Source organism: Paragemmobacter kunshanensis (genome assembly GCF_011059185.1).
Classification (GTDB): domain Bacteria; phylum Pseudomonadota; class Alphaproteobacteria; order Rhodobacterales; family Rhodobacteraceae; genus Paragemmobacter; species Paragemmobacter kunshanensis.
In genome coordinates, this window is sequence record NZ_JAALFE010000002.1 from 95,847 (window position 1) to 118,328 (window position 22,482).

The 22,482-nt window shown below is 66.7% G+C and carries 25 protein-coding genes and 1 riboswitch; of the genes, 12 read left to right on the top strand and 13 right to left on the bottom strand.

Features of this window, described 5'->3' with window-relative positions:
• Window positions 1-14: 14 nt before the first annotated feature.
• The 3 genes from G5V65_RS02845 to G5V65_RS02855 form a co-directional block, all read right to left on the bottom strand.
• Window positions 15-662, bottom strand: coding sequence for an HD domain-containing protein (locus G5V65_RS02845; protein ID WP_343162811.1), 648 nt, complete (start codon window positions 660-662; stop codon window positions 15-17).
• Window positions 659-1,195, bottom strand: a complete 537-nt coding sequence (locus G5V65_RS02850) for a peptidoglycan-binding domain-containing protein (RefSeq protein WP_165046924.1) — start codon at window positions 1,193-1,195, stop codon at window positions 659-661. Before G5V65_RS02850 ends, G5V65_RS02845 begins: the two co-directional genes overlap by 4 nt.
• Before the next feature lie 80 nt (window positions 1,196-1,275).
• The gene (locus tag G5V65_RS02855; protein ID WP_165046925.1) at window positions 1,276-1,737 is read right to left on the bottom strand and encodes an OB-fold nucleic acid binding domain-containing protein; all 462 of its coding nucleotides are present in this window, start codon (window positions 1,735-1,737) and stop codon (window positions 1,276-1,278) included.
• 166 nt (window positions 1,738-1,903) lie between these two features.
• Between G5V65_RS02855 and G5V65_RS02860 the strand changes: the two genes are divergently transcribed.
• A complete protein-coding gene (locus G5V65_RS02860) occupies window positions 1,904-2,227 on the top strand; it encodes a 2Fe-2S iron-sulfur cluster-binding protein (protein WP_165046926.1) in 324 nt (107 codons plus the stop codon).
• Here the strand turns inward: G5V65_RS02860 and G5V65_RS02865 are convergent, their stop codons facing one another.
• The 3 genes from G5V65_RS02865 to G5V65_RS02875 form a co-directional block, all read right to left on the bottom strand.
• A complete protein-coding gene (locus tag G5V65_RS02865) occupies window positions 2,228-2,860 on the bottom strand; it encodes a Hint domain-containing protein (RefSeq protein WP_165046927.1) in 633 nt (210 codons plus the stop codon).
• 165 nt (window positions 2,861-3,025) lie between these two features.
• A complete protein-coding gene (locus G5V65_RS02870; RefSeq protein ID WP_165046928.1) occupies window positions 3,026-3,460 on the bottom strand; it encodes a DUF1178 family protein in 435 nt (144 codons plus the stop codon).
• Between the two features lie 150 nt (window positions 3,461-3,610).
• Window positions 3,611-4,087, bottom strand: coding sequence for an NUDIX hydrolase (locus G5V65_RS02875; RefSeq protein WP_165046929.1), 477 nt, complete (start codon window positions 4,085-4,087; stop codon window positions 3,611-3,613).
• Window positions 4,088-4,390: 303 nt separating this feature from the next.
• Here G5V65_RS02875 and G5V65_RS02880 point away from each other — a divergent pair, with 303 nt between their 5' ends.
• Genes G5V65_RS02880 through thpR form a run of 3 tightly spaced genes read left to right on the top strand, consistent with a single transcriptional unit; the run spans window position 4,391 to window position 6,563 of the window.
• On the top strand, window positions 4,391-4,909 hold the full coding sequence (locus G5V65_RS02880) for a glutathione peroxidase (RefSeq protein WP_165046930.1): 519 nt from the start codon (window positions 4,391-4,393) through the stop codon (window positions 4,907-4,909).
• Window positions 4,906-6,027 (top strand): acetoin utilization protein AcuC, encoded by a 1,122-nt coding sequence (locus G5V65_RS02885; RefSeq protein ID WP_165046931.1) that lies wholly within the window; start codon window positions 4,906-4,908, stop codon window positions 6,025-6,027. Before G5V65_RS02880 ends, G5V65_RS02885 begins: the two co-directional genes overlap by 4 nt.
• Window positions 6,024-6,563 carry an RNA 2',3'-cyclic phosphodiesterase gene (gene thpR, locus G5V65_RS02890; RefSeq protein WP_165046932.1) on the top strand — a complete coding sequence of 180 codons (540 nt, stop codon included), beginning with the start codon at window positions 6,024-6,026 and terminating at the stop codon, window positions 6,561-6,563. The genes G5V65_RS02885 and thpR overlap by 4 nt, the downstream gene beginning before the upstream one ends.
• Here thpR and G5V65_RS02895 read toward each other — a convergent pair.
• The 6 genes from G5V65_RS02895 to G5V65_RS02920 form a co-directional block, all read right to left on the bottom strand.
• The gene (locus tag G5V65_RS02895) at window positions 6,558-7,970 is read right to left on the bottom strand and encodes an amidase (RefSeq protein ID WP_206526648.1); all 1,413 of its coding nucleotides are present in this window, start codon (window positions 7,968-7,970) and stop codon (window positions 6,558-6,560) included. The two genes, thpR and G5V65_RS02895, sit on opposite strands and share 6 nt — an antisense overlap.
• A 130-nt stretch (window positions 7,971-8,100) precedes the next feature.
• A complete protein-coding gene (locus G5V65_RS02900) occupies window positions 8,101-9,126 on the bottom strand; it encodes an ABC transporter substrate-binding protein (RefSeq protein ID WP_165046934.1) in 1,026 nt (341 codons plus the stop codon).
• Between the two features lie 41 nt (window positions 9,127-9,167).
• Window positions 9,168-9,971, bottom strand: a complete 804-nt coding sequence (locus G5V65_RS02905; RefSeq protein WP_165046935.1) for an ABC transporter permease — start codon at window positions 9,969-9,971, stop codon at window positions 9,168-9,170.
• Window positions 9,964-10,878: an ABC transporter permease gene (locus G5V65_RS02910; RefSeq protein WP_165046936.1), complete on the bottom strand. Its 915-nt coding sequence runs from the start codon at window positions 10,876-10,878 to the stop codon at window positions 9,964-9,966. The genes G5V65_RS02905 and G5V65_RS02910 overlap by 8 nt, the downstream gene beginning before the upstream one ends.
• A 2-nt stretch (window positions 10,879-10,880) precedes the next feature.
• The gene (locus tag G5V65_RS02915; RefSeq protein ID WP_165046937.1) at window positions 10,881-11,945 is read right to left on the bottom strand and encodes a polyamine ABC transporter ATP-binding protein; all 1,065 of its coding nucleotides are present in this window, start codon (window positions 11,943-11,945) and stop codon (window positions 10,881-10,883) included.
• A 69-nt stretch (window positions 11,946-12,014) separates the two neighbouring features.
• A complete protein-coding gene (locus G5V65_RS02920; RefSeq protein ID WP_165046938.1) occupies window positions 12,015-13,460 on the bottom strand; it encodes an amidase in 1,446 nt (481 codons plus the stop codon).
• 373 nt (window positions 13,461-13,833) lie between these two features.
• A riboswitch (cobalamin riboswitch) is annotated at window positions 13,834-14,018 on the top strand.
• A 137-nt stretch (window positions 14,019-14,155) separates the two neighbouring features.
• On the opposite strand from G5V65_RS02920, the gene G5V65_RS02925 reads away from it, so the two are divergent.
• From G5V65_RS02925 to G5V65_RS02950, 6 genes are read left to right on the top strand one after another with little or no spacing between them, the layout of a single operon-like run.
• Window positions 14,156-15,991: a TonB-dependent receptor plug domain-containing protein gene (locus tag G5V65_RS02925; RefSeq protein ID WP_165046939.1), complete on the top strand. Its 1,836-nt coding sequence runs from the start codon at window positions 14,156-14,158 to the stop codon at window positions 15,989-15,991.
• Complete coding sequence (locus tag G5V65_RS02930) at window positions 15,966-16,808, top strand: ABC transporter substrate-binding protein (RefSeq protein WP_165046940.1); 843 nt, start codon at window positions 15,966-15,968, stop codon at window positions 16,806-16,808. Before G5V65_RS02925 ends, G5V65_RS02930 begins: the two co-directional genes overlap by 26 nt.
• A 2-nt stretch (window positions 16,809-16,810) precedes the next feature.
• The gene (locus G5V65_RS02935; RefSeq protein WP_206526651.1) at window positions 16,811-17,797 is read left to right on the top strand and encodes a FecCD family ABC transporter permease; all 987 of its coding nucleotides are present in this window, start codon (window positions 16,811-16,813) and stop codon (window positions 17,795-17,797) included.
• Complete coding sequence (locus G5V65_RS02940; RefSeq protein WP_165046942.1) at window positions 17,794-18,546, top strand: ABC transporter ATP-binding protein; 753 nt, start codon at window positions 17,794-17,796, stop codon at window positions 18,544-18,546. The genes G5V65_RS02935 and G5V65_RS02940 overlap by 4 nt, the downstream gene beginning before the upstream one ends.
• Window positions 18,543-19,205, top strand: a complete 663-nt coding sequence (locus G5V65_RS02945; RefSeq protein WP_165046943.1) for an adenosylcobinamide amidohydrolase — start codon at window positions 18,543-18,545, stop codon at window positions 19,203-19,205. The genes G5V65_RS02940 and G5V65_RS02945 overlap by 4 nt, the downstream gene beginning before the upstream one ends.
• Window positions 19,202-19,981, top strand: coding sequence for a cobalamin-binding protein (locus G5V65_RS02950; protein WP_165046944.1), 780 nt, complete (start codon window positions 19,202-19,204; stop codon window positions 19,979-19,981). Before G5V65_RS02945 ends, G5V65_RS02950 begins: the two co-directional genes overlap by 4 nt.
• Window positions 19,982-19,985: 4 nt before the next feature.
• On the opposite strand, the gene G5V65_RS02955 is transcribed toward G5V65_RS02950, so the two are convergent.
• Complete coding sequence (locus G5V65_RS02955) at window positions 19,986-20,285, bottom strand: DUF6476 family protein (protein WP_165046945.1); 300 nt, start codon at window positions 20,283-20,285, stop codon at window positions 19,986-19,988.
• Here G5V65_RS02955 and G5V65_RS02960 point away from each other — a divergent pair.
• Both G5V65_RS02960 and rpoH read left to right on the top strand, forming a co-directional pair.
• Window positions 20,284-21,333: an RluA family pseudouridine synthase gene (locus G5V65_RS02960; protein WP_165046946.1), complete on the top strand. Its 1,050-nt coding sequence runs from the start codon at window positions 20,284-20,286 to the stop codon at window positions 21,331-21,333. The two genes, G5V65_RS02955 and G5V65_RS02960, sit on opposite strands and share 2 nt — an antisense overlap.
• Window positions 21,334-21,512: 179 nt before the next feature.
• The gene (gene rpoH, locus G5V65_RS02965; protein ID WP_165046947.1) at window positions 21,513-22,409 is read left to right on the top strand and encodes an RNA polymerase sigma factor RpoH; all 897 of its coding nucleotides are present in this window, start codon (window positions 21,513-21,515) and stop codon (window positions 22,407-22,409) included.
• Window positions 22,410-22,482: the final 73 nt, after the last annotated feature.

Below are 22,482 nucleotides of genomic sequence, written 5' to 3' on the forward strand. Positions count from 1 at the left end.
TGCCGCCCCTTCTGCTATGCGATCTCGCGCAGAAGGCGGCTGCGAAAGCTTTCCATCCATTCCGCCCGCTCGGCGGCGATGGCGCGGCCTGTCGCCGTCTGCATCCGCCCGGGCAGGTGGAACAGCTTCACCTCCAGATGATCCAGCGCAAAGCGCCTGTCATCCAGCGGCCTGTCCATCGCCATGGGATCGGCGGCATCGAACAGCGCCCCGCCCATCTGCCCCGCGATCAGGAACATCCGCGCCAGCCCGATGGCCCCCAGCGCCTCCAGCCGGTCGGCATCCTGCAGGATGCGCGCCTCGGCTGTTTCCGGCGCGATCCCGGCGGAAAAGCTGTGCGCGGCGATGGCGTGATGCACCGACGCCAGCCTGCCTGCATCGAACCCCATCGCCGCCAGTTCCCTGACCGCCAGATCCGCCGACAGGATCGAGGCGCGCGCCCGCTCGGGGCTGTCCTTGGGCAGGTTCACCGCATCATGGAAATAGGCCGCCGCCGCCAGCACATCGCCATCCGCCCCCGGCTCGTCCATGGCAATCATCCGGCAAGAGGCCCAGACCCGGTCCAGATGCCCCAGATCATGCGCGCCATCCGCGGCCCCATCCGCAGCCGCGCCCCAGATTTCCGCCATCCGCGCCCGGGCGCGGCCAGCCCAGCCGCTCACAATTCGTCCAGCGCGGTGGGCAACAGGCCCAGTTCCCGCGCTGCCGCCAGCGAAAGGCGGGGGCTGTCCAGCCCGCGATCCGTCTGATACCGGCGCACCGCATCACGCGTGGCGCTGTCCAGCTGCCCGGTCAGCGCCGCCGTGTAATAGCCCCGCGCCTTCAAGGCGCGCTGCAGCGAGGCGACGAAATCCACGGTGTAATCCGCCGGGCAGGGCGCGCGGAACCAGATCTCCTCGCGGTCGTTCAGGATGCGCGTCCTTGTATCGGTGCGATAGGTGGCGGGTTGCAGCAGGCGGCCCGTCTCGTTGCGGGTTTCCGGCGTCACCACCACCTGTTCCGTCACCGTCTCGATCACCGCGGGGGTGACATCGCTTTCCCAGCAGGCCCCTTCGGGCCGGGTCGGCGGGCCGGGCCGGTTCAGGCGCACGATCTCGGACCCAAGGTCGCTGCGCGTCGCGGGGGCCGGCAGGCTGCCCTGGCAGGCCGCCAGCACGGCGGCAATCACGCCCATCGCAAGGGTCTTGTTTCGCATCTGCTCTTCCCGCCCGCCCGGTTCGCCCGGATCACCGGCGCACAGCATAGCGGCAAAGCCGCGCCACCGGAACCCTGCCGTCAGGGCTGATCGCCCGCCCGCGTGCCGTCATGGCGGAAATCCGGATGCAGCAGCCGGTCCAGCATCGCCGACAGATCCTCGATCACCTCGGCCACCACATGCACCACCCCCGCATCGCGCTGCACCCGCCCCGTCACCCGCAGCATCCGCCCCGCGATCACCGCCCGGCGGAACCGTTCATAGACCTTCGCCCAGACCACCACATTGCAACTGCCCGTCTCATCCTCCAGCGTCACGAAGATCACCCCCTTCGCCGTGCCCGGCCGCTGCCGCACCAGCACCAGCCCCGCCACGCAGACGCGCGCACCGGCGGGCGGTTCGTCCAGCCGCGCGGCCACCAGCGCCGCGGGCGGGCGCGGCCATGCGCCGGGCCGGGCCGTGGGGGCCAGCCAGTCGCCGATCGGGCGGGCAGGGGGCAGGGCACCATGCGGCGTCACGCGGGGCGTCTCATGCGGCGGCATCAGGGGGCGGCATTCTCCTGGGGGTCTGCGGGGCGCGACATGGGAACAAAGATAGAACGTCTGTCGCAAATGACAAGCCGCCCCGTCGCCTCGGGCACTGGCAAATCCGCAGGGAATGGCCTATGTCACGCGCAGGGAATGCGTTCACCGACAAGGCAGGGCTAGAATGGCGAAGATCACCTATGTGGAACATGGCGGCAAGGAACATGTGGTCGAGGTCGCCCCCGGCCTGACCGTGATGGAAGGTGCCCGCGACAACGGCATCCCGGGGATCGAGGCCGATTGCGGCGGCGCCTGCGCCTGTTCCACCTGCCATGTCTATGTCGATCCCGCCTGGGTCGATCGCCTGCCCAGGAAGGACAGCATGGAAGAGGACATGCTCGATTTCGCCTGGAACCCCGATCCCGTCCGCTCGCGCCTGACCTGCCAGATCAAGGTCACCGACGCGCTGGATGGCCTGCGCGTCCAGATGCCCGAAAAGCAGATCTGATCACTCGGCCATCAGCAGCGCCGCCTCGGCCCGATCCACGCAGGGCCGGGCCGTGCCGCCCAGCAGCGTGTCCTCCCAGAAGGCAGGGCCAAGGTCGGGAAAGATCGCGGCCAGTTCGGCCATCGTTTCGGGGGCCAGCACCGTAAGCCCGTCGGCAAAGGGATGATAGCTTTCCGTCGCCGCGCCTTCGGCGAAGATGATCTCGTGCCGGTCGAACAGCAGGTGGAAATATTCCACGCTGTCCCGCGGTTCGATCGTCACCTGTCCCCGGCCCACCAGATCGCGCGCCGCGGCCAGAACCTCGGTCTCGCCCGTCATCAGTTCCGCGCGCCAGCCCGACAGCACCATCCGGTGATGCGGCGAAACAAGCAGCGGGCGGATATTGCCCAGAACCCCGCGCTCGATCCGGATCGGTGCCAGCGCCTCCTGCGCCGCCACCGTCTTCGACAGCACGCGCCGCACCGGCTGCAGGCCATGATCCATGGTTTCGATCAGCATCCCGTCGCGCAGATCCTCGACCGCGACGAAACCCGTCGCCGTCTCGATCCGCGTGCCGCGGACAAAGCAGGCCAGTTCCGTTGTCTGAAAGACCTCTACCGCCAGATCCAGCGCCCTGTCGATGCGCTGCCCCATGGTCCTGTCCGCACTCGCCATACCGATCACCATTCACAATCGAACTGGGCCGAGACTCGGCTTCAAACAAGGCCGAATTGGGGCGGAAACGGCGCGCAAGCTTGGAAAATGGTTACCGGTTCAAGGCAAATGCGCCGGATCGCAGGCCCGGCGGCGCCTGATCGTTCAATGCGCCTTGCGGGCAGGCAGAAAGGGCAGGGGGGCCACCGGCACGCCCTCTTCGATCAACTTGCGCGCATCATCCAGACGGGTTTCGCCATAGATGGATCGTTCCGGCGCATCGCCCGAATGGATCCGCCGCGCCTCGGCGGCAAAGTTCATGCCGACATATTCGGAATTCGCCTCGATCTGCCGCTTCAATTCGGCCAGCGTGGCCTCGCGCGCCGTGGCCGGATCGCGCAGGTCGGGCCGGGCCGGGGCGGCCTCGGCACGGCTGCCGGGCCGCAGCGCCGGGGTCATCAGGGCCTTCTCCACCCTCGAAGACCCGCATTCCGGGCAGATCACATGGCCCGCCGCCTGCAATGCCGCAAAGGCGGCGCCGGACTGGAACCAGCTTTCAAAGGAATGATCTTCAGCGCATTTCAGATGGAAGCGGATCATCTCTGTCTACCGCGGTTTCACTGGCCCTTCACGATGCCTTGCCCGATCCGGCCGACAGGGGGCGGCCCATATCCCGACCCGGCACAGGCAAGGCGCGATTGAAGCCCGGAACAGGGCCCGATGCAACCATTCCCTCACGCCCGGGCACCCTCATGCCTGCTCCGTCAGGGGCGAGGGGTCGCCCGCAAGCCCGCTCAGGATCATGCGCAGTTCCGGTTCGGCCACCAGACGGGCCGCCCGTTCCGCGCTGAACCAGCGCCGCCGCCTTTCGCTGCGTTCGGGAAACTGCGCGGCCAGCGCCTCGACCCGCAGCGGATAGACGGCCACCACACAGGGCAGCGCATCCTTGGTCTTGCGCGTCTTGTCATAGGCATAAAGCCCAAGCGCCTCGTCCCGGCCGGCCCCGCGGACACCCGCTTCTTCCCAGGCTTCCTGGGCCGCCGATTGCGCCGGGTTCTTGCCTTCGATGGGCCACCCCTTCGGGATCACCCAGCGCCCTGTATCGCGGCTGGTGATCAGAAGAACCTCCACCCGCCCGCGATGCATGCGCCAGCACAGCGCGCCATACTGGCTGCGTGGCCCTTCGCCTTCGGGGCGAAGGAACTGGTCAGATTGCGTCCGCTTCATCTCGTCCTGTCCCGCCGATCCATGCTGTCCGGATTTTCTGTTCGGGTCTTGCTGCTCATCCCCAGTATATGGCACCAGAACCGCCCGATTTCCACCTGAACGACGTGATCCGCAAAGATTTGAACGACTTTCAGGCCCGGATGGCACATCTCGGGCAACCCGCGCCTTCCGACCCCGCTCCTTCCGACCCCGCTCCTTCCGACCCCGCGCCTTTCGACCCCGCGCCTTCCGACCCAAGTCGCGATTGACCTGCCCGACCATTGGCTTATCTCTCGGGTCAGACATCCCTGCCGGATCACGCCCATGCGCCTGCTGCCCCTCGGTCCCTCGCTTCTTTTGGCCCTGCTGCCCGCGGCGGCCTTCGCGGGCTTCAGCTTCCCCTCCATCGACGGCGGCACAATCGACCTTGACGATTTCCGCGGTCGCCCCGTTCTGGTGGTCAACACCGCCTCGCTCTGCGGCTTCGCGCCCCAGTTCGACGATCTCCAGACCCTGCACGAGGAATATGCCGACCGTGGCCTCGTCGTGCTGGCCGTCCCCTCGGACGATTTCCGCCAGGAGCTTGCCTCGGGCGAACAGGTCAAGGAATTCTGTGCGGTCAACTTCGACCTGACCATCCCGATGACCGATATCACCCGCGTCATGGGCGATCAGGCGCATCCCTTCTACAAATGGCTGCTGGATACCGAAGGCTTCGCCCCGGGCTGGAACTTCAACAAGGTGCTTCTGGATGGCGAAGGCGACGTCGTGGCGACCTGGGGCAGCGTGATGCGCCCCACCGCCCAGCCGATCACCCGCAAGATCGAGGCGCTGCTGCCGTGACCGCCCCGCTTCCGGGGCCGCTCTTCCTCGGCTCCGGCATCTATCGCGGCTCCTCCTACGGGCCGCATCACCCGCTGCGCGTGCCCCGCGTCTCCACCGTGATGGACCTCTCTGCCGCGCTGGGCTGGCTGCCCCCCGCCCGCTACCGCACCAGCCCCCGCGCGAAACCGGCGGCGCTGACAGCCTATCACACACCCGCCTATATCGCGGCCCTCCAACGGGCCGAAGAGGCGGGCGACGTGGATGACGACACCCGCCGCCGCCACCATCTCGGCACGACCTCCAATCCCGTGTTCCCCGAGATGTTCCGCCGCCCCGCCACCGGGGCAGGGGGCGTGATGCTGGCCGCCGAACTCCTGGCGTCCCATGGCGCGGGCGCGATCCATGTCCCCGGTGGTGGCACACATCACGGCCTGCCCGACCGCGCCAACGGCTTTTGCTACCTCAACGACCCCGTCCTCGCGCTCATGGCGCTGCGCCATGCGGGGCTCTCCCGCCTCGCCTATGTCGATCTCGACGCCCACCACCCCGACGGCGTGGAACCCGCCTTCGCGGGCAACCCCGACATCCTGATGATCTCCGTGCATGAGGAAAACCGCTGGCCCTTCACCGGCCACCTCACCGACGACGCCGGAGGCAACGCCTTCAACCTCCCCGTCCCGCGCGGCTATAACGACACCGAGGCGCGCGCCGTCCTCCACCAGCTCATCCTCCCCCGCCTCGCCGCCCATGCCCCGCAGGCCATCGTCCTGCAATGCGGCGCTGACAGCCTGCTCGAAGACCCGCTCTCCCGCCTCGCCCTCTCCAACCGCGCCTATGTCGAGGCGCTTGCCGAAATCCGCCCGCTCGCCCCCCGCCTCATGCTGTTGGGCGGCGGCGGCTATAACCCGTGGTCCGTCGGCCGCTGCTGGACGGCGCTCTGGGCCACGCTCGCGGGTCTGGACATCCCCGACCGCCTGCCCGACGATGCCAGAGCCGTCCTCCGCGCCCTCACATGGGGCGGCGGCACCCGCCCGACGCCAGAGCCCCAGATGCTCACCACCCTCCTCGACCCCCCGCGCGAAGGCCCCCTCCGCCCGGAAATCACCACCCGCCTCGCCCATCTGGCCGCAAGATGATCCGCGCCTTCCTCGCCCTTCCCCTGCCAGACCCCGTCCTCTCCGCCCTCCGCGTGCAGCAATTCCTGCTGCCCCTCCCGAAGAAGACCGATCCCGAAACCTTCCACCTCACCCTCGTCTTCCTTGGCGAACAGCCCGAGCCCGTGCTTCAGGCCGCCCATGACCTCTTCACCGAAATCCGCGTCCAGCCTTTCCCCTTGTCGCTGAAATCCCTGGGCCTCTTCGGCGGACCCAAACCCCGCGCCGCATGGGCAGGCACCGCCCCCTCCGAAACCTTGAACCGCCTGCAGGCCAAACTCGAACACGCCGCCCGCAGCGCGGGCATCGCCACCGAAAGCCGCCGCTTCACCCCCCATGTCACACTGGGCCGCTTCCCCCCGCCACCCCCGGAAGAAACCTTCCGCCTCGAACGCGCCATCGCCGCAGGCAGCACCTTCACCACCCCGGAATGGGTGGTGGACCACTTCATCCTCTACCAAAGCCACCAGACCAAACAGGGCAGCCGCTACAGCGAACTCGCCCGCTACGACCTATAGGTCGGGTCGCCGCTTCCCCGGCCAATCCGTCGCCAGATGGTACTGCTGTCCCATCGCCAGCACCCGCGCATCCGCCCCATGCGGCCCGAAAACCTGCATCCCCATCGGCAGCCCCTGCGCCCCGAACCCCACCGGCACGTTCAGCGACGGCAACCCCGCAAGGCTCACCGGGATCACCACCTCCATCCAGCGGTGATAGGTATCCATCACCCGCTCCCCGATCCGCTCCGGCCAGCGCCATTCCACCGGAAAGGGCCAGACCTGCGCCGAAGGCATCACCAGCGCGTCATATTGCGCGAAAAGCTTCGCCACCCGCGCATACCACCGCGACCGGATCACGCTTGCCGCATGGAACTCCGCCGCCGTGACCTTCGACCCCTGCTCGATCTCCCACAGGCTTTCCGGCTTCATCAGCGCCCGCTTCGCCGGGTCCGCCGCCATCGCCTGCTTGTCGCCTGCATTCAGCATGGCCCGGATCGTGGTCCATGCCTGCCACAGCTTTTCCGCAGGGAAGGGCGGCGGTACAGGCTCCACCACCGCCCCCATCCCCTCGAACACCCGCAAGGCCCCTTCGCACAGGTCCGATATCCCCGGCTCGCAGCCATAGGCCCCGCCCCAGTCGCCCAGCCAGCCGATGCGCCTGCCCCGCATCTCGATGGCCAGAAGGTCCGCAAAAGGCTCCGCCGCCCGCCCGAAGGGCACCTCCGGGTTCACCCCCGCCTGCACCTCCAGCAGCCGCGCCACATCCTCTACCGTCCGCGCCATGGGGCCTTCCGTCGCCATCGTGGCGAGGAAGGTATCCCCCACCGCATCGGCAGGCACCAACCCGTAACTCGGGCGAAACCCATAGACATTGCAAAAGGCCGCAGGGTTCCGCAGCGACCCCATCATGTCCGACCCATCCGCCACCGAAACCATCCGGGCCGCCAGCGCCGCCGCCGCCCCGCCCGACGATCCCCCCGCCGTGCGCGTCAGGTCATAGGGGTTCCGCGTCACCCCATGCACCGGGTTGAAGGAATGGCTCCCATGCCCCCATTCCGGCGTGTTCGTCTTGCCGATGAAGATCGCCCCCGCCGCGCGCATCCGCGCCGCCAGCAGGTCATCCGCCACCGGCACATGGTCGGCAAAGATCGGCGACCCCCATGTGGTTCGCATGCCCCGGACCGCCACCAGATCCTTCACCGCCATGGGTATCCCATGCAGCCATCCGGCTGGCGCCGCCCCATCCGCCGCCCGCGCCTGATCCATCAGCGCGTCCCCGTCCGGCATCGACACGATCGCATTCACCGCCCCGTTGACGGCGGCCACCCGCGCCAGCGTCGCCTCCATCACCTCCGACGGCTTCACCTCGCGCGCCGCGATCAGCCGCGACAGCGCCGTCGCGGAAAGCTCACACAGATCATCCATCTTCATCTTGGCTCCAAATACCCCTGGGTTTGGGGTGGAACCCCAACTGGAACGGGCGCGGGCGAAGGCCCGCGCCCGTGACCCAAAAGGAACGTGCTGCGGGCCACCCGGCCCGCAGCACTCCGCAAGATCACTTCTGCAACTCGGTCCAGATCGCGGTGATGTATTCCTGCGCCTTGCCCGTGCAGGTCGGCAGGAAGACACCCGCCGCCTTGTGCTCTTCCGGGATCACCACTTCCGGCGCGGTCTTCATGTCTTCCGGCATGAAGGCCTCCGACCCCGAAATCCCGTTCGCATAGCGCGCAAAGGCCGAAATCATCGCCGCATTCTCCGGCACCATGATGAAGTCGAGGAACTTGTAGGCCTCTTCCACATTCTGCGCATCCGCGAGCAGCGCGACCGAATCCATGAACAGCGGATAGCCTTCCTTGGGATAGCCATAGGCCACCTTCGGATTGGCCACGCGCACGCGCATCGACGATCCGTTCCAGTTCACGCTCGCCGCCCAGTCGCCATTCGACAGACGCTCCGTCGCGCCGTAATCCATGCTGATCCAGTCGGGCTTGGCCGCCACCAGCAGGTCGCGCGCCTTCTTCAGAACCTCCGGGTCTTCCGAGCAGGGCTCGCCACCCGCATACATGGTGGCCATGGCCACGATGTCGTTCATCTCGGGCACCACATTGATCTTGCCCTTCAGTTCCGCCGGAACCTCCAGGAAGACGGCGCTGGTATTGATGTCGCCGGTATAGATCGTGGTATCCACGGCAACCCCGGTCGAACCCCATTGCCACGGCACGGTATGCGTCCGGCCCGGATCCCAGCTCACATCCGCCCATTCCGGGGCGATATTGGCCTTGTTGGGCAGTTTCGATGCGTCCAGTTCGACGATCAGCCCCTTCTCCACCCAGATCGGCACATAGTTCGCCGACGGCACCACCAGGTCAAATCCATGCCCGCCCGCCTCGACCTTGGCCAGCGCGGTGTCGTTGCTGTCATAGTCGGTCACCGTCACGGTGATCCCGGTCTCGGCCTTGAACTTCTCCAGCAGTTCGGGGCTCGTGTAATTGCCCCAGTTGTAAAGGTTCAGTTGCCCTTCCGCCTGCGCGATGGCGCTGGTGGCCATCAGCAGCGCAGTTGCAGAGATCAGTCGTTTCATCGCAGTCGCTCCCATGTTGAGGTTGTTTCTTCTTGTCGTCGTCAGTCCCGCTTCCGCGTCAGCAGGAAGAAGGCCGTCAGCAGCATCACCGTCAGCGCCAGCAGCGCGGTCGAGATGGCATTCACTTCGGGCGTCATGGTGCGGCGCAACTGGCCCAGCATGTAGGTGGGCAGCGTGTCCTGCCCGCCCGATTTCACGAATTCGGTGATGATGACATCATCCAGCGAAATGACAAAGGCCAGCATCGCGCCGGCAAGGATGCCCGGCCCCAGAAGGGGCAGGGTGACATGGCGAAAGGTCTTCCAGGGCGTGGCATAAAGATCCGATGCGGCGGCCTCCAGGCTCAGATCCATGCCCTCCAGCCGGGCGCGGATCGGCAGATAGGCAAAGGGGATGCAGAAGGCCGAATGCGCCAGGATCAGATAGCCCAGCCCCTGATAGCCCGTCGCCACCTTGATCATCCCGAAGAAGATCATCAGCGCCACCGCCGTCACGATCTCGGGCACCATCAGCGGCTGGTTGATCGCCACATAGATGAAGGTCTCGCCCCGGAACTTTGCCCGCCGCGTCGTGCCCAGCGCCGCCATGGTGGCGACCGTAGTCGAAATCACCGCCGCGCAGACCGCGATGATCAGCGACCGCGCGGTCGCATCCTTCACCGCCTGATTGTCCCATGCCTCGCGATACCAGTGCAGCGACAGCCCCTCCCAGACGGCGATGCTGTTGCCCTCGTTGAAGGAAAAGGCCACCAGCGTCGCAATCGGCAGGTAGAGCATGACGAAGGTCGCCACCGCCACGGTGGCAAAGCCCGGAATGCGCCCGATCTCGAACCGCCGCTCAGCCATGCGGATTGCTCCCCCGGTTCGCCGCCCGGACATAGATCAGAAGCGCCGCCGTCACGATCAGCAGCAGCGTCACCGAAAGCGCCGCGCCCAAGGGCCAGTTGCGCCCGGCCAGGAACTGCAATTCGATGAAATTCCCGATCATCATGTTCTTGCCGCCCCCCAGCACGCGCGGCGTCACATAGGCGCCCAGCGAGGGGACAAAGACCAGAATCGACCCCGCCACGATGCCGGGCTTCACGATGGGCAGGATCACCCGCCGCAGCACCTGCCAGCGGCTGGCGTAAAGATCATAGCCCGCCTCCAAGAGCCGCATGTCAAACCGGTCGATCGCCGCGAACAAGGGCAGCACCATCAGCGGCAGATAGACATAGGCCATCCCGATCAGCACGGCCGTATCGGTATAGATGATCGACAGCGGCCGCTCGATCACCCCGGTCCAGAGCAGGAAGGTATTCAGCACCCCCTCCTGCCGGATCACCTCATTGATCGCGAAGGTGCGGATCAGCAGGTTCGTCCAGAACGGGATCGTGATCAGGAACAGCCACAGCCCCCGCTGCCGGGGGGGGCGTGTCGCGATGAACCAGGCCGTCGGAAAGCCCAGCGCGAACGTCGCCAGCGTCGTCATCAAGGACAGCGAGACCGACCGCCAGAAGATCGTCAGATGCGCATCCGCCAGCCCCAGCGTGCCGTCGAATATGTCGCGCGTGAACAGGATCGACACCCAGCCGTCCCAGCTGAATTCCCAGACGACATTGCCATATTGACCCGGCGTCAGCACGGAATAGACGAAGATGATCAGAAGCGGCCCCAGCGCCGCGATCAGCAACAGCCCCAGCGCCGGCAGCGACAGCAGCCAGCCATTCCGTGCCGATTGCCGCTGCATCCGTTCCTCGGCCCGGCTTGCCATCCTCAATCCTCCAGAACCTGCGCCGCGCCCGACGCAAAGCGCAGGCCGACCGCCGATCCCGCCTCGATCCCCGCCTCGCCGCTGGCGGGCGATTGCACCCGCGCGACAACTTCCGTCCCGTCGGCCAGCGCCAGATGGCAATGCGTATCCGTCCCGAAATAGACAAGGAATTTCACCGTCGCGGCAATCGCCCCGGCCTCTCCGGCGCCCACGATCCGCACCTGTTCCGGCCGCACCGTCAGCGTGACATCGCCCCTGGCCTGCGCAGCCACCTCGACGACATCACCCGTGGCAAGCCGCACCCCGCCGGGCACCACCGTGGCGGGCAGGAAATTCGTCTCGCCGATGAAACTGGCCACAAAGCGGTTCACCGGCCGGGTGTAGATGTCCTTTGGGCTGCCCACCTGCTGCAGCTTGCCCGCGCTCATCACGCCGATCCGGTCGGACATGGTCAGCGCCTCTTCCTGATCATGCGTCACGAAGATGAAGGTGATGCCCGTCTCCGTCTGCAACCGCTTCAGCTCGACCTGCATCTCCTTGCGCAGCTTCAGGTCCAGGGCGCTCAGCGGTTCGTCCAGCAACAGAACCTTCGGCTGCGGCGCCAGCGCGCGCGCCAGCGCCACGCGCTGCTGTTGCCCACCCGACAGTTGCGAAACCTTCCGCCCCGCCATCGCCTCCAGCTTCACCAGCGCCAGCATCTCGGCCACGCGGGCCGTGACTTCCGCCCTGGGCCGCCCCTGCATCGTCAGCCCGAAGCCCACATTCTCGGCCACGGTCAGATGCGGAAACAGGGCATAGCTCTGGAACACCGTATTCACCGGCCGCTTGTTTGGCGGCAATTCCGTGATATCGGCCCCATCCAGCAGGATGGTGCCCGATGTCGGCATCTCGAACCCCGCGATCAGCCGCAGAAGCGTGGTCTTGCCACAGCCCGAAGGGCCAAGCAGCGTGAAGAATTCCCCCTTGCGGATCTGGATCGACACGTCATCCAGCGCCCGCACCACATGGTCGCCCTGTCCGAAGGCCTTCACGGCATTCCGGGCCTCGATGGTGACGGCTTCGGTCACTCTGCGGCGCTCCCCGTTGTTATCTTCTTTTGATCATATCTGATCGTCCGAATCCCCGCTTGGCAAGCATTATCGCCGCGCAGCGCCCGCCATCGGGGCGCGGATCGCGGCCCAGGGGGCCGCCCGCTCCAGTTCTGCACAAAGCGCGATCAGTTCCTCATCCGCCCCGAACCGCGCCGCCAGATGCACGCCGATGGGCAGATCCTCCGCCGACCAGCCGAGGGGGAGGCTCGCCGCAGGCTGGCCGCTGGCGTTGAACACCGCGCAGAAGGGCGAATATTCGAAGATGCCGCCGGGTCCGATGCGATAACCCAGGTAATCCTCGGTCTCATGCGAGAACCGCCCCACCCTGGCGGGCGGTTCCGCCAGACAGGCCGACAGGATGATGTCCGGCCCATTCTCGAACACTACCGCCATCTGGCGGCCAAAGGCATGGATTTCCCCCACCGCTTCCAGATAGCGCGTCGGATGCAGCCCCTCGGCATGGGCCACCGCGCCCCGCGAGACGCCCTCGACCAGATCCGCCATCGCGCGCCCCTTCAGCGCCCGCCGCACGCCAAGTGCGGTGCCCACGCCCACGATATCCGTCCAGGCCCGCATCATCATGGGCACATCCGCCTGCGGCCGCCCCGGTTCCACATGATGCCCCAAGGATTCCAGCATCCGCCCCGCCTGATGCACCGCCGCCCGCACCTCCGGGTGGATCGGCGCGCCCGTAAAGGTCGTGTCGCAGATCATCACGCGCAGCCGCCTTGGCGGGCGGCTGATCGCATCGGCATGGCTGCGCAGCAGGGCAGGGGCCACGTATGGCGCGCCAGGGTCCGCCCCCGCGCAGGCATCCAGCATCACCGCCGTATCCCGCACGGATCGCGTCAGGAAGCCGTCGATCGCCATGCCCGCCCAGCCCTCGCCCACATAAGGCCCGTCCGGCAGCCGCGCCCGCGTCGGCTTGAACCCGAACAACCCGCAGCTTGAGGCCGGGATGCGCACCGATCCGCCCCCGTCCGACCCATGGGCAAAGGCCACGATCCCCGCCGCCACCGCAGCCCCAGCCCCGCCCGACGACCCGCCCGAGGTGTGATCCGTGTTCCACGGGTTCCGCGTCGGCCCGCCATAGACGGCCGCCTCCGTCGCCGCCCCGATGCCGCCTTCCGGGCTGGTCGTCCGCCCGAAGGTCACCACCCCCGTCGCCCGGATGCGCGCATAGATCGCCGAATCCCGGTCGTATCGCGTATCGGCCAGCAGCCGCGATCCGTTATGCGACGGGAAATCCACCGCCTCGCAGCCCAGATCCTTCAACAGGAACGGCACCCCCCGGAACGGCCCCTGCGGCAGGCCCGATGCAATGGCCCGCCGCGCCACATCCTCCTGCATCAGGACGACCGCATTGATCACAGGATTGCGCGCCTCCACCGCCGCCAGCGCCGCGTCCAGCAGTTCGGTGGGCGTCACCTCCCCCGCCGCGACAAGCTCTGCCAAGGCCGTCGCATCCCGCGCCCCCAGATCTCCGATCATCGCCGCCTTCTCCCTTCCCGTCCGTCCGCCCCCATGCTGGACCCGCGCCGCGCCGACGGTCATGCCCAAGCCCGCCACCTCACGGTCGGTTTCCGCCGTGCCGGGACGATCCGGCGCGATCCGGGCCGATTCGGCGGGATGGTTAATCCTGAAGCGAAGGTGAAATTGCCGTTCTTGGCGTGCATACCGCCGTCTGCACTGGCCGTCTGCACTGGCCATCTGCACCGGCCCCCGGGCCACCCCGGCCCGTTTTCGCAGGGAATTAACCCAGCGCGCGCCCCTTTCCCCCTCCCACCCCCTTCCAAAGCGACACCCCGTCACAAAACCGCGACACGGGCGGAAAATCGTCAATTGACACCCCGCGCCATCGCACTATGCAGGGGGGGCCTTAGGTTCCGGCAGCGATGTCGGATGAAAAGGGAACGCGGTGCGAATCCGCGGCTGCCCCCGCAACTGTAAGCGGCGAGAGACGGCGACTAAGCCACTGGAATCATTCCGGGAAGGCCGCCCGATCGCAGACCCGCAAGCCAGGAGACCTGCCAGGGAGATCACCTTTCCGGTGCGCGGGGCGCGCGTCGGGTGGCGGGCCTTCCGCTTGTGGTGACACCCTCACCGTCGGCGGAAGGGGTGCGCAATCCTTTCCCAAGACAGATCATTGTCCGGGCCGTCAGGCCCGCCGGAAAGGAAGATAGGCCATGAAACGCCTTTCGATCTCCCTCGTCGCGCTGCTCGCAGCGCTGCCCGCCTTCGCGCAAACCACTGACAACGAAGAGATAATCCTCGATGACATCGTGGTCAGCCCCAACCGCACCGCCCTTGCCCTGAACCGCACCGGCAGCACCGTCACCGTCATCGACGAAGCCGCACTTGACCGCGCGGGGGATCAGTCGGTCGCCACGATCCTGTCGCGCATTCCCGGGGTCCAGGTCACCCGTCAGGGGCCGGCCGGAACGCAGGCGAAACTCCGCATCCGGGGCGCGACCCCGCGCTATACGGCGGTCTATATCGACGGCGTCCGCGTCGATGATCCTACGGGAATCGCTACGGAATTCGATTTCGCGACGCTCCGCACATCTGACATTTCGCGCATCGAAGTGCTGCGCGGCTCGCAATCCGCGCTCTATGGCGGCTCGGCCATTGCCGGGGTGGTGAACATCACCACCAAACGCCCCGAAGCCCCCGGCTTCACGCAATCCCTGGCGGTCGAGGCGGGCAGCTACGGCACGGTCGAAGGCTCTTACAGCCTTGGCTATTCCGATGATCGCTGGTCCGCCGCGCTGACCGTTTCGGTCTATGAAAGCGAAGGCTTCTCCGCCTACGACACCCTTCCCCGCACCCCCGGGCTGGAAGATGACGGCCTCTCCAGCCAGCGGCTCAGCTTCTCCACCAGCTACAAGGTCAATGACGTCCTTACCGTCGGCCTGAACGGCTTTGTCGCCGAATCCAGCGCCGATTACGATGATTTCGGGGCCGATGCCGCGAATGTCACCGATGGATCAGAGCGCAGCCTTTCCGCCTTCGCCACCTGGGATCTGGGTGCCACGCAGCACGAACTGCGCCTTTCGGGCTATTCCGTGGATCGCGATCTTGTCGAACCGCTCGGTTCCGGCGGGTTCTTCTACGGCGACCGGCAGGCGATCAGCTATCAGGGCACGACCGAGATCTCCTCGGCCTTCACCCTGGTCTATGGGGCTGATGCAACACGCGATTCCGTCCGCACCTCTGCCCAGCCCGGCGGGCAGGATACCCAGGTGAACGGGGTATTTGCCCAAGGGATCTGGTCCCCCACCGGCGATATCGACGTCTCTGCAACCCTGCGCTTCGACGAGAATTCCCGCTATGGCAGCTTCACCAGCGGCCGCATCGCGGCGGCCTGGCAGGCGGCCGAGGGCCTTACCCTGCGCGGCGCCGTCGCGCGCGGCTTCCGTGCGCCCTCGCTTTACGAACAATTCGGCGATACCCGCTTCGGCATCGCCGCCAACCCCAACCTGACCCCGGAACGCAGCAACAGCTATGAGATCGGCGTCGATTACGAATGGGCGGGCGGCGCGTCGGTTTCGGCCACGCTCTTCAAGCTGGATACCGAAAACGAGATCGGCTTCGGGGCCAGCTACATCAACGTGGCCGGCATATCGAAGCGCAAGGGGATCGAGCTTGAAACCCGCCTGCCTGTCTTCGGCACTGCCGAACTTGGCCTTGCCTACAGCTATACCGATGCACGCCAGCCCAGCGGGGCAAGGATCGCGCGCGTTCCCCGGCATCTGCTGACCCTGTCACTGGATGGCGAACTGGCCGATCGCGTCACCGGCAGCCTTGCCATCCGCCATGTCGCAGACCGCCCGGCTGACGGTTTCCCGTCGCGGCCGATGCCCGATTTCACGGTGGTGGATGCCAAGATCGGCTATGCGCTTTCCGATACGGCGGAACTTTCCCTGCGCGTCGACAATCTCTTTGATGAAGACTACCAGGAGATTGCAGATTACGGCACCTCCGGTCGGGCGATCTATGTCGGCATTTCCGCGAAATTCTGAACCTTGCCTGATCGCCGCCCTTGCCCTTTGGGCCGGGGCGGCGGTTGCGGCGCCGCCCGAAAGGGTGGTGTCGATGAACCTCTGCACCGATCAGCTGGCCATGCTGCTGGCCGATCCCGGGCAGCTGATTTCCGTCAGCAACCTCGCGCTGGATCCGCTGTCCTCGGCGATGGTGGAAGAGGCGCAGGCCTATCCCGTCAACCGGGGCGGGGCAGAGCAGATATTTCTCATGCATCCTGATCTGGTTCTGGCAGGCACCTATACCGCGCGGGCATCGGTCGATCTGCTGCGGGGGCTGGGGATCGAGGTGGTCCAGTTGCCCCCCGCCGACCGGCTGGAAGATGTCGCCGATCACATGCGCCAGATCGGCGCGGCGCTCGGGCGTCCCGAACGGGGCGAGGCGATGGCCCGCGAATTTGAAACCTCCCTCGCCTCCATCGGGCATGACGGCCCGGCTGCGACGGCCGCGATGTATTATCCCAATGGCTATACCGCCGGTTCCGGCACCCTGTCGGACCAGATCCTTTCGCTGACCGGCTTTCGCAATGTCGGGGCAGAGGCGGGGCTGACCGGCGGCGGCATCCTTCCGCTGGAACGTCTCGTCATGGCTGAACCGCAGGTCGTCGTCACCTCCACCCCCTATCCCGGCGCGTCGCGGTCCGAGGAAATCCTGTCCCATCCCGCGCTGCGCCAGTTGCGCGACGGCGCGGCACAGGCGCATGTCCGCGATGCCGACTGGGTCTGCGGCACCCCCCATCTTCTGAACGCCATCAGGACCATGGCCGATGCCCGCGCCGGGCTGGAAGGGCAGCAATGACCCTGCGCCACATTGCCCTGCTGCTCTTGTCGCTGCTTGTGATGGCGCTGTTTCTTGCCTCGTTGCTGATCGGCCCTGCGGCGCTTGGCCTGAAGCAGAGCGTCATGGCGCTTCTCGCTGGCGAAGGCGGCCCGGTCGCCCTGGTGATGCAGGAGATCCGTCTGCCGCGCGCGCTGCTGGGGCTTCTGGTCGGGGCGGTGCTTGGCCTCTCGGGGGCCGCCATGCAGGGCTTCCTGCGCAATCCGCTGGCCGAACCCGGGCTGGTGGGCGTCTCCTCTTCTGCGGCCCTTGGCGCAGTGCTTTCGCTGCAGACCGGCCTGGCTGCCAGCTTTGCCCTTGCCCTGCCGCTTTCGGCATTGGCGGGTGCGGCGCTGGCGGTGTTGCTGGTTCTGGTCATGGCCGGCCCGCGCGGGGGGGCGCTGTCCCTGATCCTGGCCGGCATTGCCATTTCCGCCCTTGCAGGGGCGCTGACATCGCTGGTGCTGAACCTGTCGCCCAATCCCTTTGCGGTGATGGAAATCGTCTATTGGATGATGGGCTCGCTGGCGGATCGGTCGATGACCCATGTCTGGCTGGCGCTGCCCTTCATGGCCATCGGCTGCGGCCTTCTGCTGGCCACGGGGCGGGGGCTGGATGCGCTGACGCTGGGCGAAGACGCGGCCCGCTCCATGGGGGTGGATCTGGCGCGACTGCGCCTGCTGATCGTCCTGGGCACGGCTTCGGCTGTCGGTGCATCGGTGGCGGTGGCGGGGGCGGTGGGCTTTGTCGGGCTGGTCATGCCGCATCTTCTGCGTCCGCTCGTCGGGGGCAGGCCATCGCATCTGCTGCCGGCGGCCGCGCTTGGCGGGGCGGCCATGGTGCTGACGGCAGATATCGCCGTGCGGCTGATCGCCCCGGACCAGGATCTGAAGCTGGGCGTGCTGACAGCGCTGGTGGGGGCGCCCTTCTTCCTGCACCTTCTGTGGCGGATGCGGGGGCTGGAGGCATGACGCTGTTCTCGCTGGATCATCTGTCGGTCCGCCGCGCCGGGAAATCCGTCGTCGATGACGTGACCCTGTCGGTGCAGGCGGGGGAATGCGTCGGCCTGATCGGGCCGAACGGCGCGGGCAAGACAACGCTGATGCGGGCGGCGCTGGGCCTGCTGCCGCATGAAGGATCATCGAACCTTGCCCGCCTTCCCCTGGGCGAAAGGGCACGGCAGGCGGCCTTTCTGCCGCAAAACCGCGATATCCACTGGCCCGTCACCGTCGATGCCGTGGTGGCGCTTGGACGCGCGGCCCAGGGATCGGGCAAGCTTCACGCCGAAGACCGCCGCGCCATTGACCGCGCGCTTGCGCGCATGGGCCTTGCCGATTACCGCGACCGGATCGCCACCGCCCTGTCGGGCGGGGAACAGGCCCGCGTCCTGATCGCCCGCGCGCTGGCACAGGAAACCCCGCTTCTCCTGGCCGACGAACCCGTGGCGGGCCTCGATCCCGAGGCGCAGTTGCGCACCATGCAGGTCTTTGCCGATCTTGCGCGGGAAGGGCGGGGGATCGTTGTGTCGATCCATGATCTGGGCCTTGCCGCGCGGTTCTGCACGCGGCTTGTCGTGCTGCATCATGGGCGCGTCGTCCTTGACGCCCCGCCGCGCGAGGTTCTGTCGGATCCCCGCCTGTCCGAGGTTTTCGGCATACGCGGCTTTCTGGCCGACACGCCTGATGGCCCGGTCTTCCAGCCGATGGCGGTGACGCGATGATCTCGGCCCGGCTCGCGCGGCCCTGGCTTGTGGCGGAATTCGCCAGCCTCCTGCGCGTGCTCAGCTGGGCCCCGTTCCGCCCCGGATTCGTGCAGGCGGAACGTGTCCTCTGGCGTGAGGTGCGCAATGCCGATCTCTCGCAGGATTTCGATGTCGACGCCTGGTTCGCGCGGGAAATGCTGCAATGGCCCGATGCCGTCGGGATGCTGACATCGCGCGATATCGGCACCTTTCGCCTGGCCGAGGCGCGGGTAGAGGGCGTGCAGGCCACCTGCCTTGCGACGGTCGGCCTGTCAAATGCCGAAGCAGTCGGCCGTCGCCGCCCCTATCATTCCGCCGATTGGGGAACGATCAACCTCTGCACCGCGGTTGATGCCCCCCTGACCGAAGCCGCGCAGATCGAGGCGCTTTCGATCGCGGTCGAGGCGCGCACGGCTGCCGTGATCGAGGCGGGCCTCACCCTGTCCACGGGTCTTGCCTCGGGCACCGGAACGGATTGCGCGGCCCTTGCCTGCCCCCCGGGTGACGGGCGCTATGCCGGCCTGCATACCGCCGTGGGCGAGGCGATCGGTGCCGCGACCCGTGCCGCCATCGCGACGGCCGCCGCCGACTGGATGGTCTGGCGCCGCGAAGAGGAAGACCGGAGACGCCAGAGATGACCTTTTCCCGGATCGTCTGCCTGACGGAAGAAACCGTCGAGACGCTGTATCTGCTGGGGCAATCCCACCGGATCGTGGGTGTCACGGGCTATGCCGTCCGCCCGCCGCAGGTGCGGCGCGAAAAACCGCGCGTGGGGGCCTTCACTTCGGCCGATGTCGAAAAGATCCGATCGCTTGCGCCTGATCTGGTGCTGACCTTCTCGGATCTGCAGGCCCCCATCGCCGCCGACCTGATCCGCGAAGGGATCGAGGTTCACGCCTTCAATCAAAGAACCGTCGCAGGCATCCTTGCCATGATCCGGACCTGCGGCGCGCTGACCGGCGTGCCCGAACAGGCCGACACACTCGCCTGCGGCTATGAGGAACGCCTTGCCCGGATTGCCGCGACCCATCGCCCCAACCGGCCCGTTGTCCTGTTCGAGGAATGGGACGAGCCGCTGATTTCGGGCATCGGCTGGGTATCGGAACTGATCGCGATTGCGGGCGGGCAGGATGCCTTTCCGGAACTGGCCGCCTGCAAGGCCGCGAAGGACAGGATCCTGACGCCCGATCAGGTGATCCCGCGCGCGCCGGACATCATCCTGGCCTCATGGTGCGGCAAGAAGGTGGTGCCCGCCCGCATCGCCGCCAGACCGGGATGGGATGTGCTGCCGGCGGTGCGGAACAACCGCATCCACGAGATCAAGTCGCCCCTCATCCTGCAGCCCGGCCCCGCCGCCCTGACCGATGGCCTGGATGCCATCCTGCAGGCGCTCTGGGGCAGGGCAGAGGCGTAGGCCGTCACTCCTCCAGCCGGATTTCCTGCCGAAACTGCCCGTCGCGCCCATATACGAGAAGCCGCCCATCCTCTGTCACCACAAGCATCCGGTCCTTGCTGATCGTCACGGCTTCGGCCCTGGCGCCTTCGGGCAGGGTCAGGTTTTCCGGCAGAACCGGGGCAGAGCCATCCGGCATCCGGGTGACAAGCAGGCTGACGATGGTTATGACACCCCCGATCATCGTGACCATCAGCACGATCACTAGCCATTTGAGGAAGCTCAGGCTGGGCGGAAGCCCGCCGGGATCAGGAGTGTCGTCCATGTCAGACCTTTCGGAAGAGGGCGGGGCCACCCTGATCGTCGTCATCGGGCCAAACCCGCCTGACCGCCTTGATAAGGCGCTGGCCCGCGAGGTGCCAGAGGAAGCCGCGCTGTCGCGTTCGCGTCTGATGAAGATGATTGCCGATGGCGATGTGCTGAAGGGGGGGATGCCCCTCCTCGATCCCAAGGCGAAGGTTGCCGAAGGCGATGCCTTCACCCTGCGGCTTGCCCCGGCCGAAGACTATCACGCCCGGCCCGAGGATATCCCGCTGGTCATCCTTTACGAGGATGACGATCTGATCGTGATCGACAAGCCCGCAGGGATGGTTGTCCATCCCGCGCCCGGAACGCCCTCCGGCACGCTGGTCAATGCCCTGCTGCATCATTGCGGCGATACGCTCTCCGGGATTGGCGGCGAAAAGCGGCCCGGGATCGTTCATCGCATCGACAAGGACACGACAGGGCTGCTGGTCGTGGCGAAATCCGATCGCGCCCATCACGGGCTGGCGCGGCAGTTCGAAACCCACAGCGTCAACCGCCACTACATCGCCCTTGTCCATGGCAGGCCGGACGCGGCCGATCCGCGCCTGCGCGGCACGCGCGGGGTTACCTTCGAAGCGGGCGGCATCCTGCGCATCGCGACTGGCCTTGCCCGGCACAAGACCGACCGGCAGCGTCAGGCCGTGGTCTGGGATGGCGCGGGCCGCCATGCCGTGACCCGCGCCCGCGTGGTGGATTCCTTCGGCGGCGATGCCGCGGCCCTGGTGGATTGCTGGCTGGAAACAGGGCGGACGCACCAGATCCGCGTGCATATGGCCCATGCGGGGCATGGCCTGATCGGAGATCAGACCTATGGCGGCCGCCGTCGCCTTTCGCCGGCGGCTGTCGGGCCGCTTGCGGCCGAACGGGGAAATGGCTTTCCCAGGCAGGCCCTGCATGCCGCGACGCTGGGCTTCGTTCACCCTGTCACCGGCGAGGAGATGGAATTCGAAAGCCCGCTTCCGCCCGACATGGAAGATCTGGTGGAATGCCTGCGCGCGGCGCGCTGATGTCTTGAAACAATGGCTGACATGTGCGTGACCGCACCGAAACGCGCCTTTAACGAAGACGGAACATTTCCCACTTATCGTTGAACGGACCGGCAAACTTGCACAAGCAAGGCCGCATACCTAGATTTGACGGTTCCCGGAGGCTTGCTGAAGATCCGGGTCAGAACAGGGGGCACGACATGAGCACCTACCAGACACTTCCCGCACCAAGCCCGGAGCAGGGCCTTAACCGCTATCTTCAGGAAATCCGCAAGTTCCCGCTGCTGGAGCCGGAACAGGAATACATGCTGGCAAAGCGCTGGGTCGATCATCAGGACGCCGGCGCTGCGCACCAGCTTGTCACCTCGCATCTGCGCCTCGCGGCCAAGATCGCCATGGGCTATCGCGGCTATGGCCTGCCGCAGGCCGAAGTCATCTCTGAGGCGAATGTCGGCCTGATGCAGGCCGTGAAGCGGTTCGATCCCGAAAAGGGCTTCCGTCTGGCCACCTATGCCATGTGGTGGATCCGTGCCTCGATCCAGGAATACATCCTGCGCTCCTGGAGCCTTGTGAAACTCGGCACGACCTCGGCGCAGAAGAAGCTGTTCTTCAATCTGCGCAAGGCCAAGGCCAAGGTGGGCGCGCTGGAGGATGGCGATCTTCGCCCCGAGAATGTGGCCCAGATCGCCAAGGATCTCTCCGTCTCCGAAGACGAAGTCATCGACATGAACCGGCGTCTGTCTGGTTCCGATGCCTCGCTGAACGCGACCGTCGGTTCCGATGGGGAAGGGGCGACGCAGTGGCAGGACTGGCTGGAAGACGAAGACAGCGATCAGGCCGGCGCCTATGAGGAGCGTGACGAACTCGATACCCGCCGCGCGCTTCTGGTGCAGGCCATGGCCGTGCTGAACGAACGCGAGAAGGATATCCTGATGCAGCGTCGCCTTGCCGATACGCCCGTCACGCTTGAGGAACTTTCCGAAAGCTATGGTGTCAGCCGGGAACGGATCCGCCAGATCGAGGTGCGGGCCTTTGAAAAGCTGCAATCGAAGATGCGCGAACTCGCCCGTGGCAAGGGCATGGTGATCCCGGCCTGAACTCCGCCGGATCAGGGATAAGCAGCGGCCCGCGCGCAATCGCGGGCCGTTTCTGTTGGGCTGTCGGTTTCCT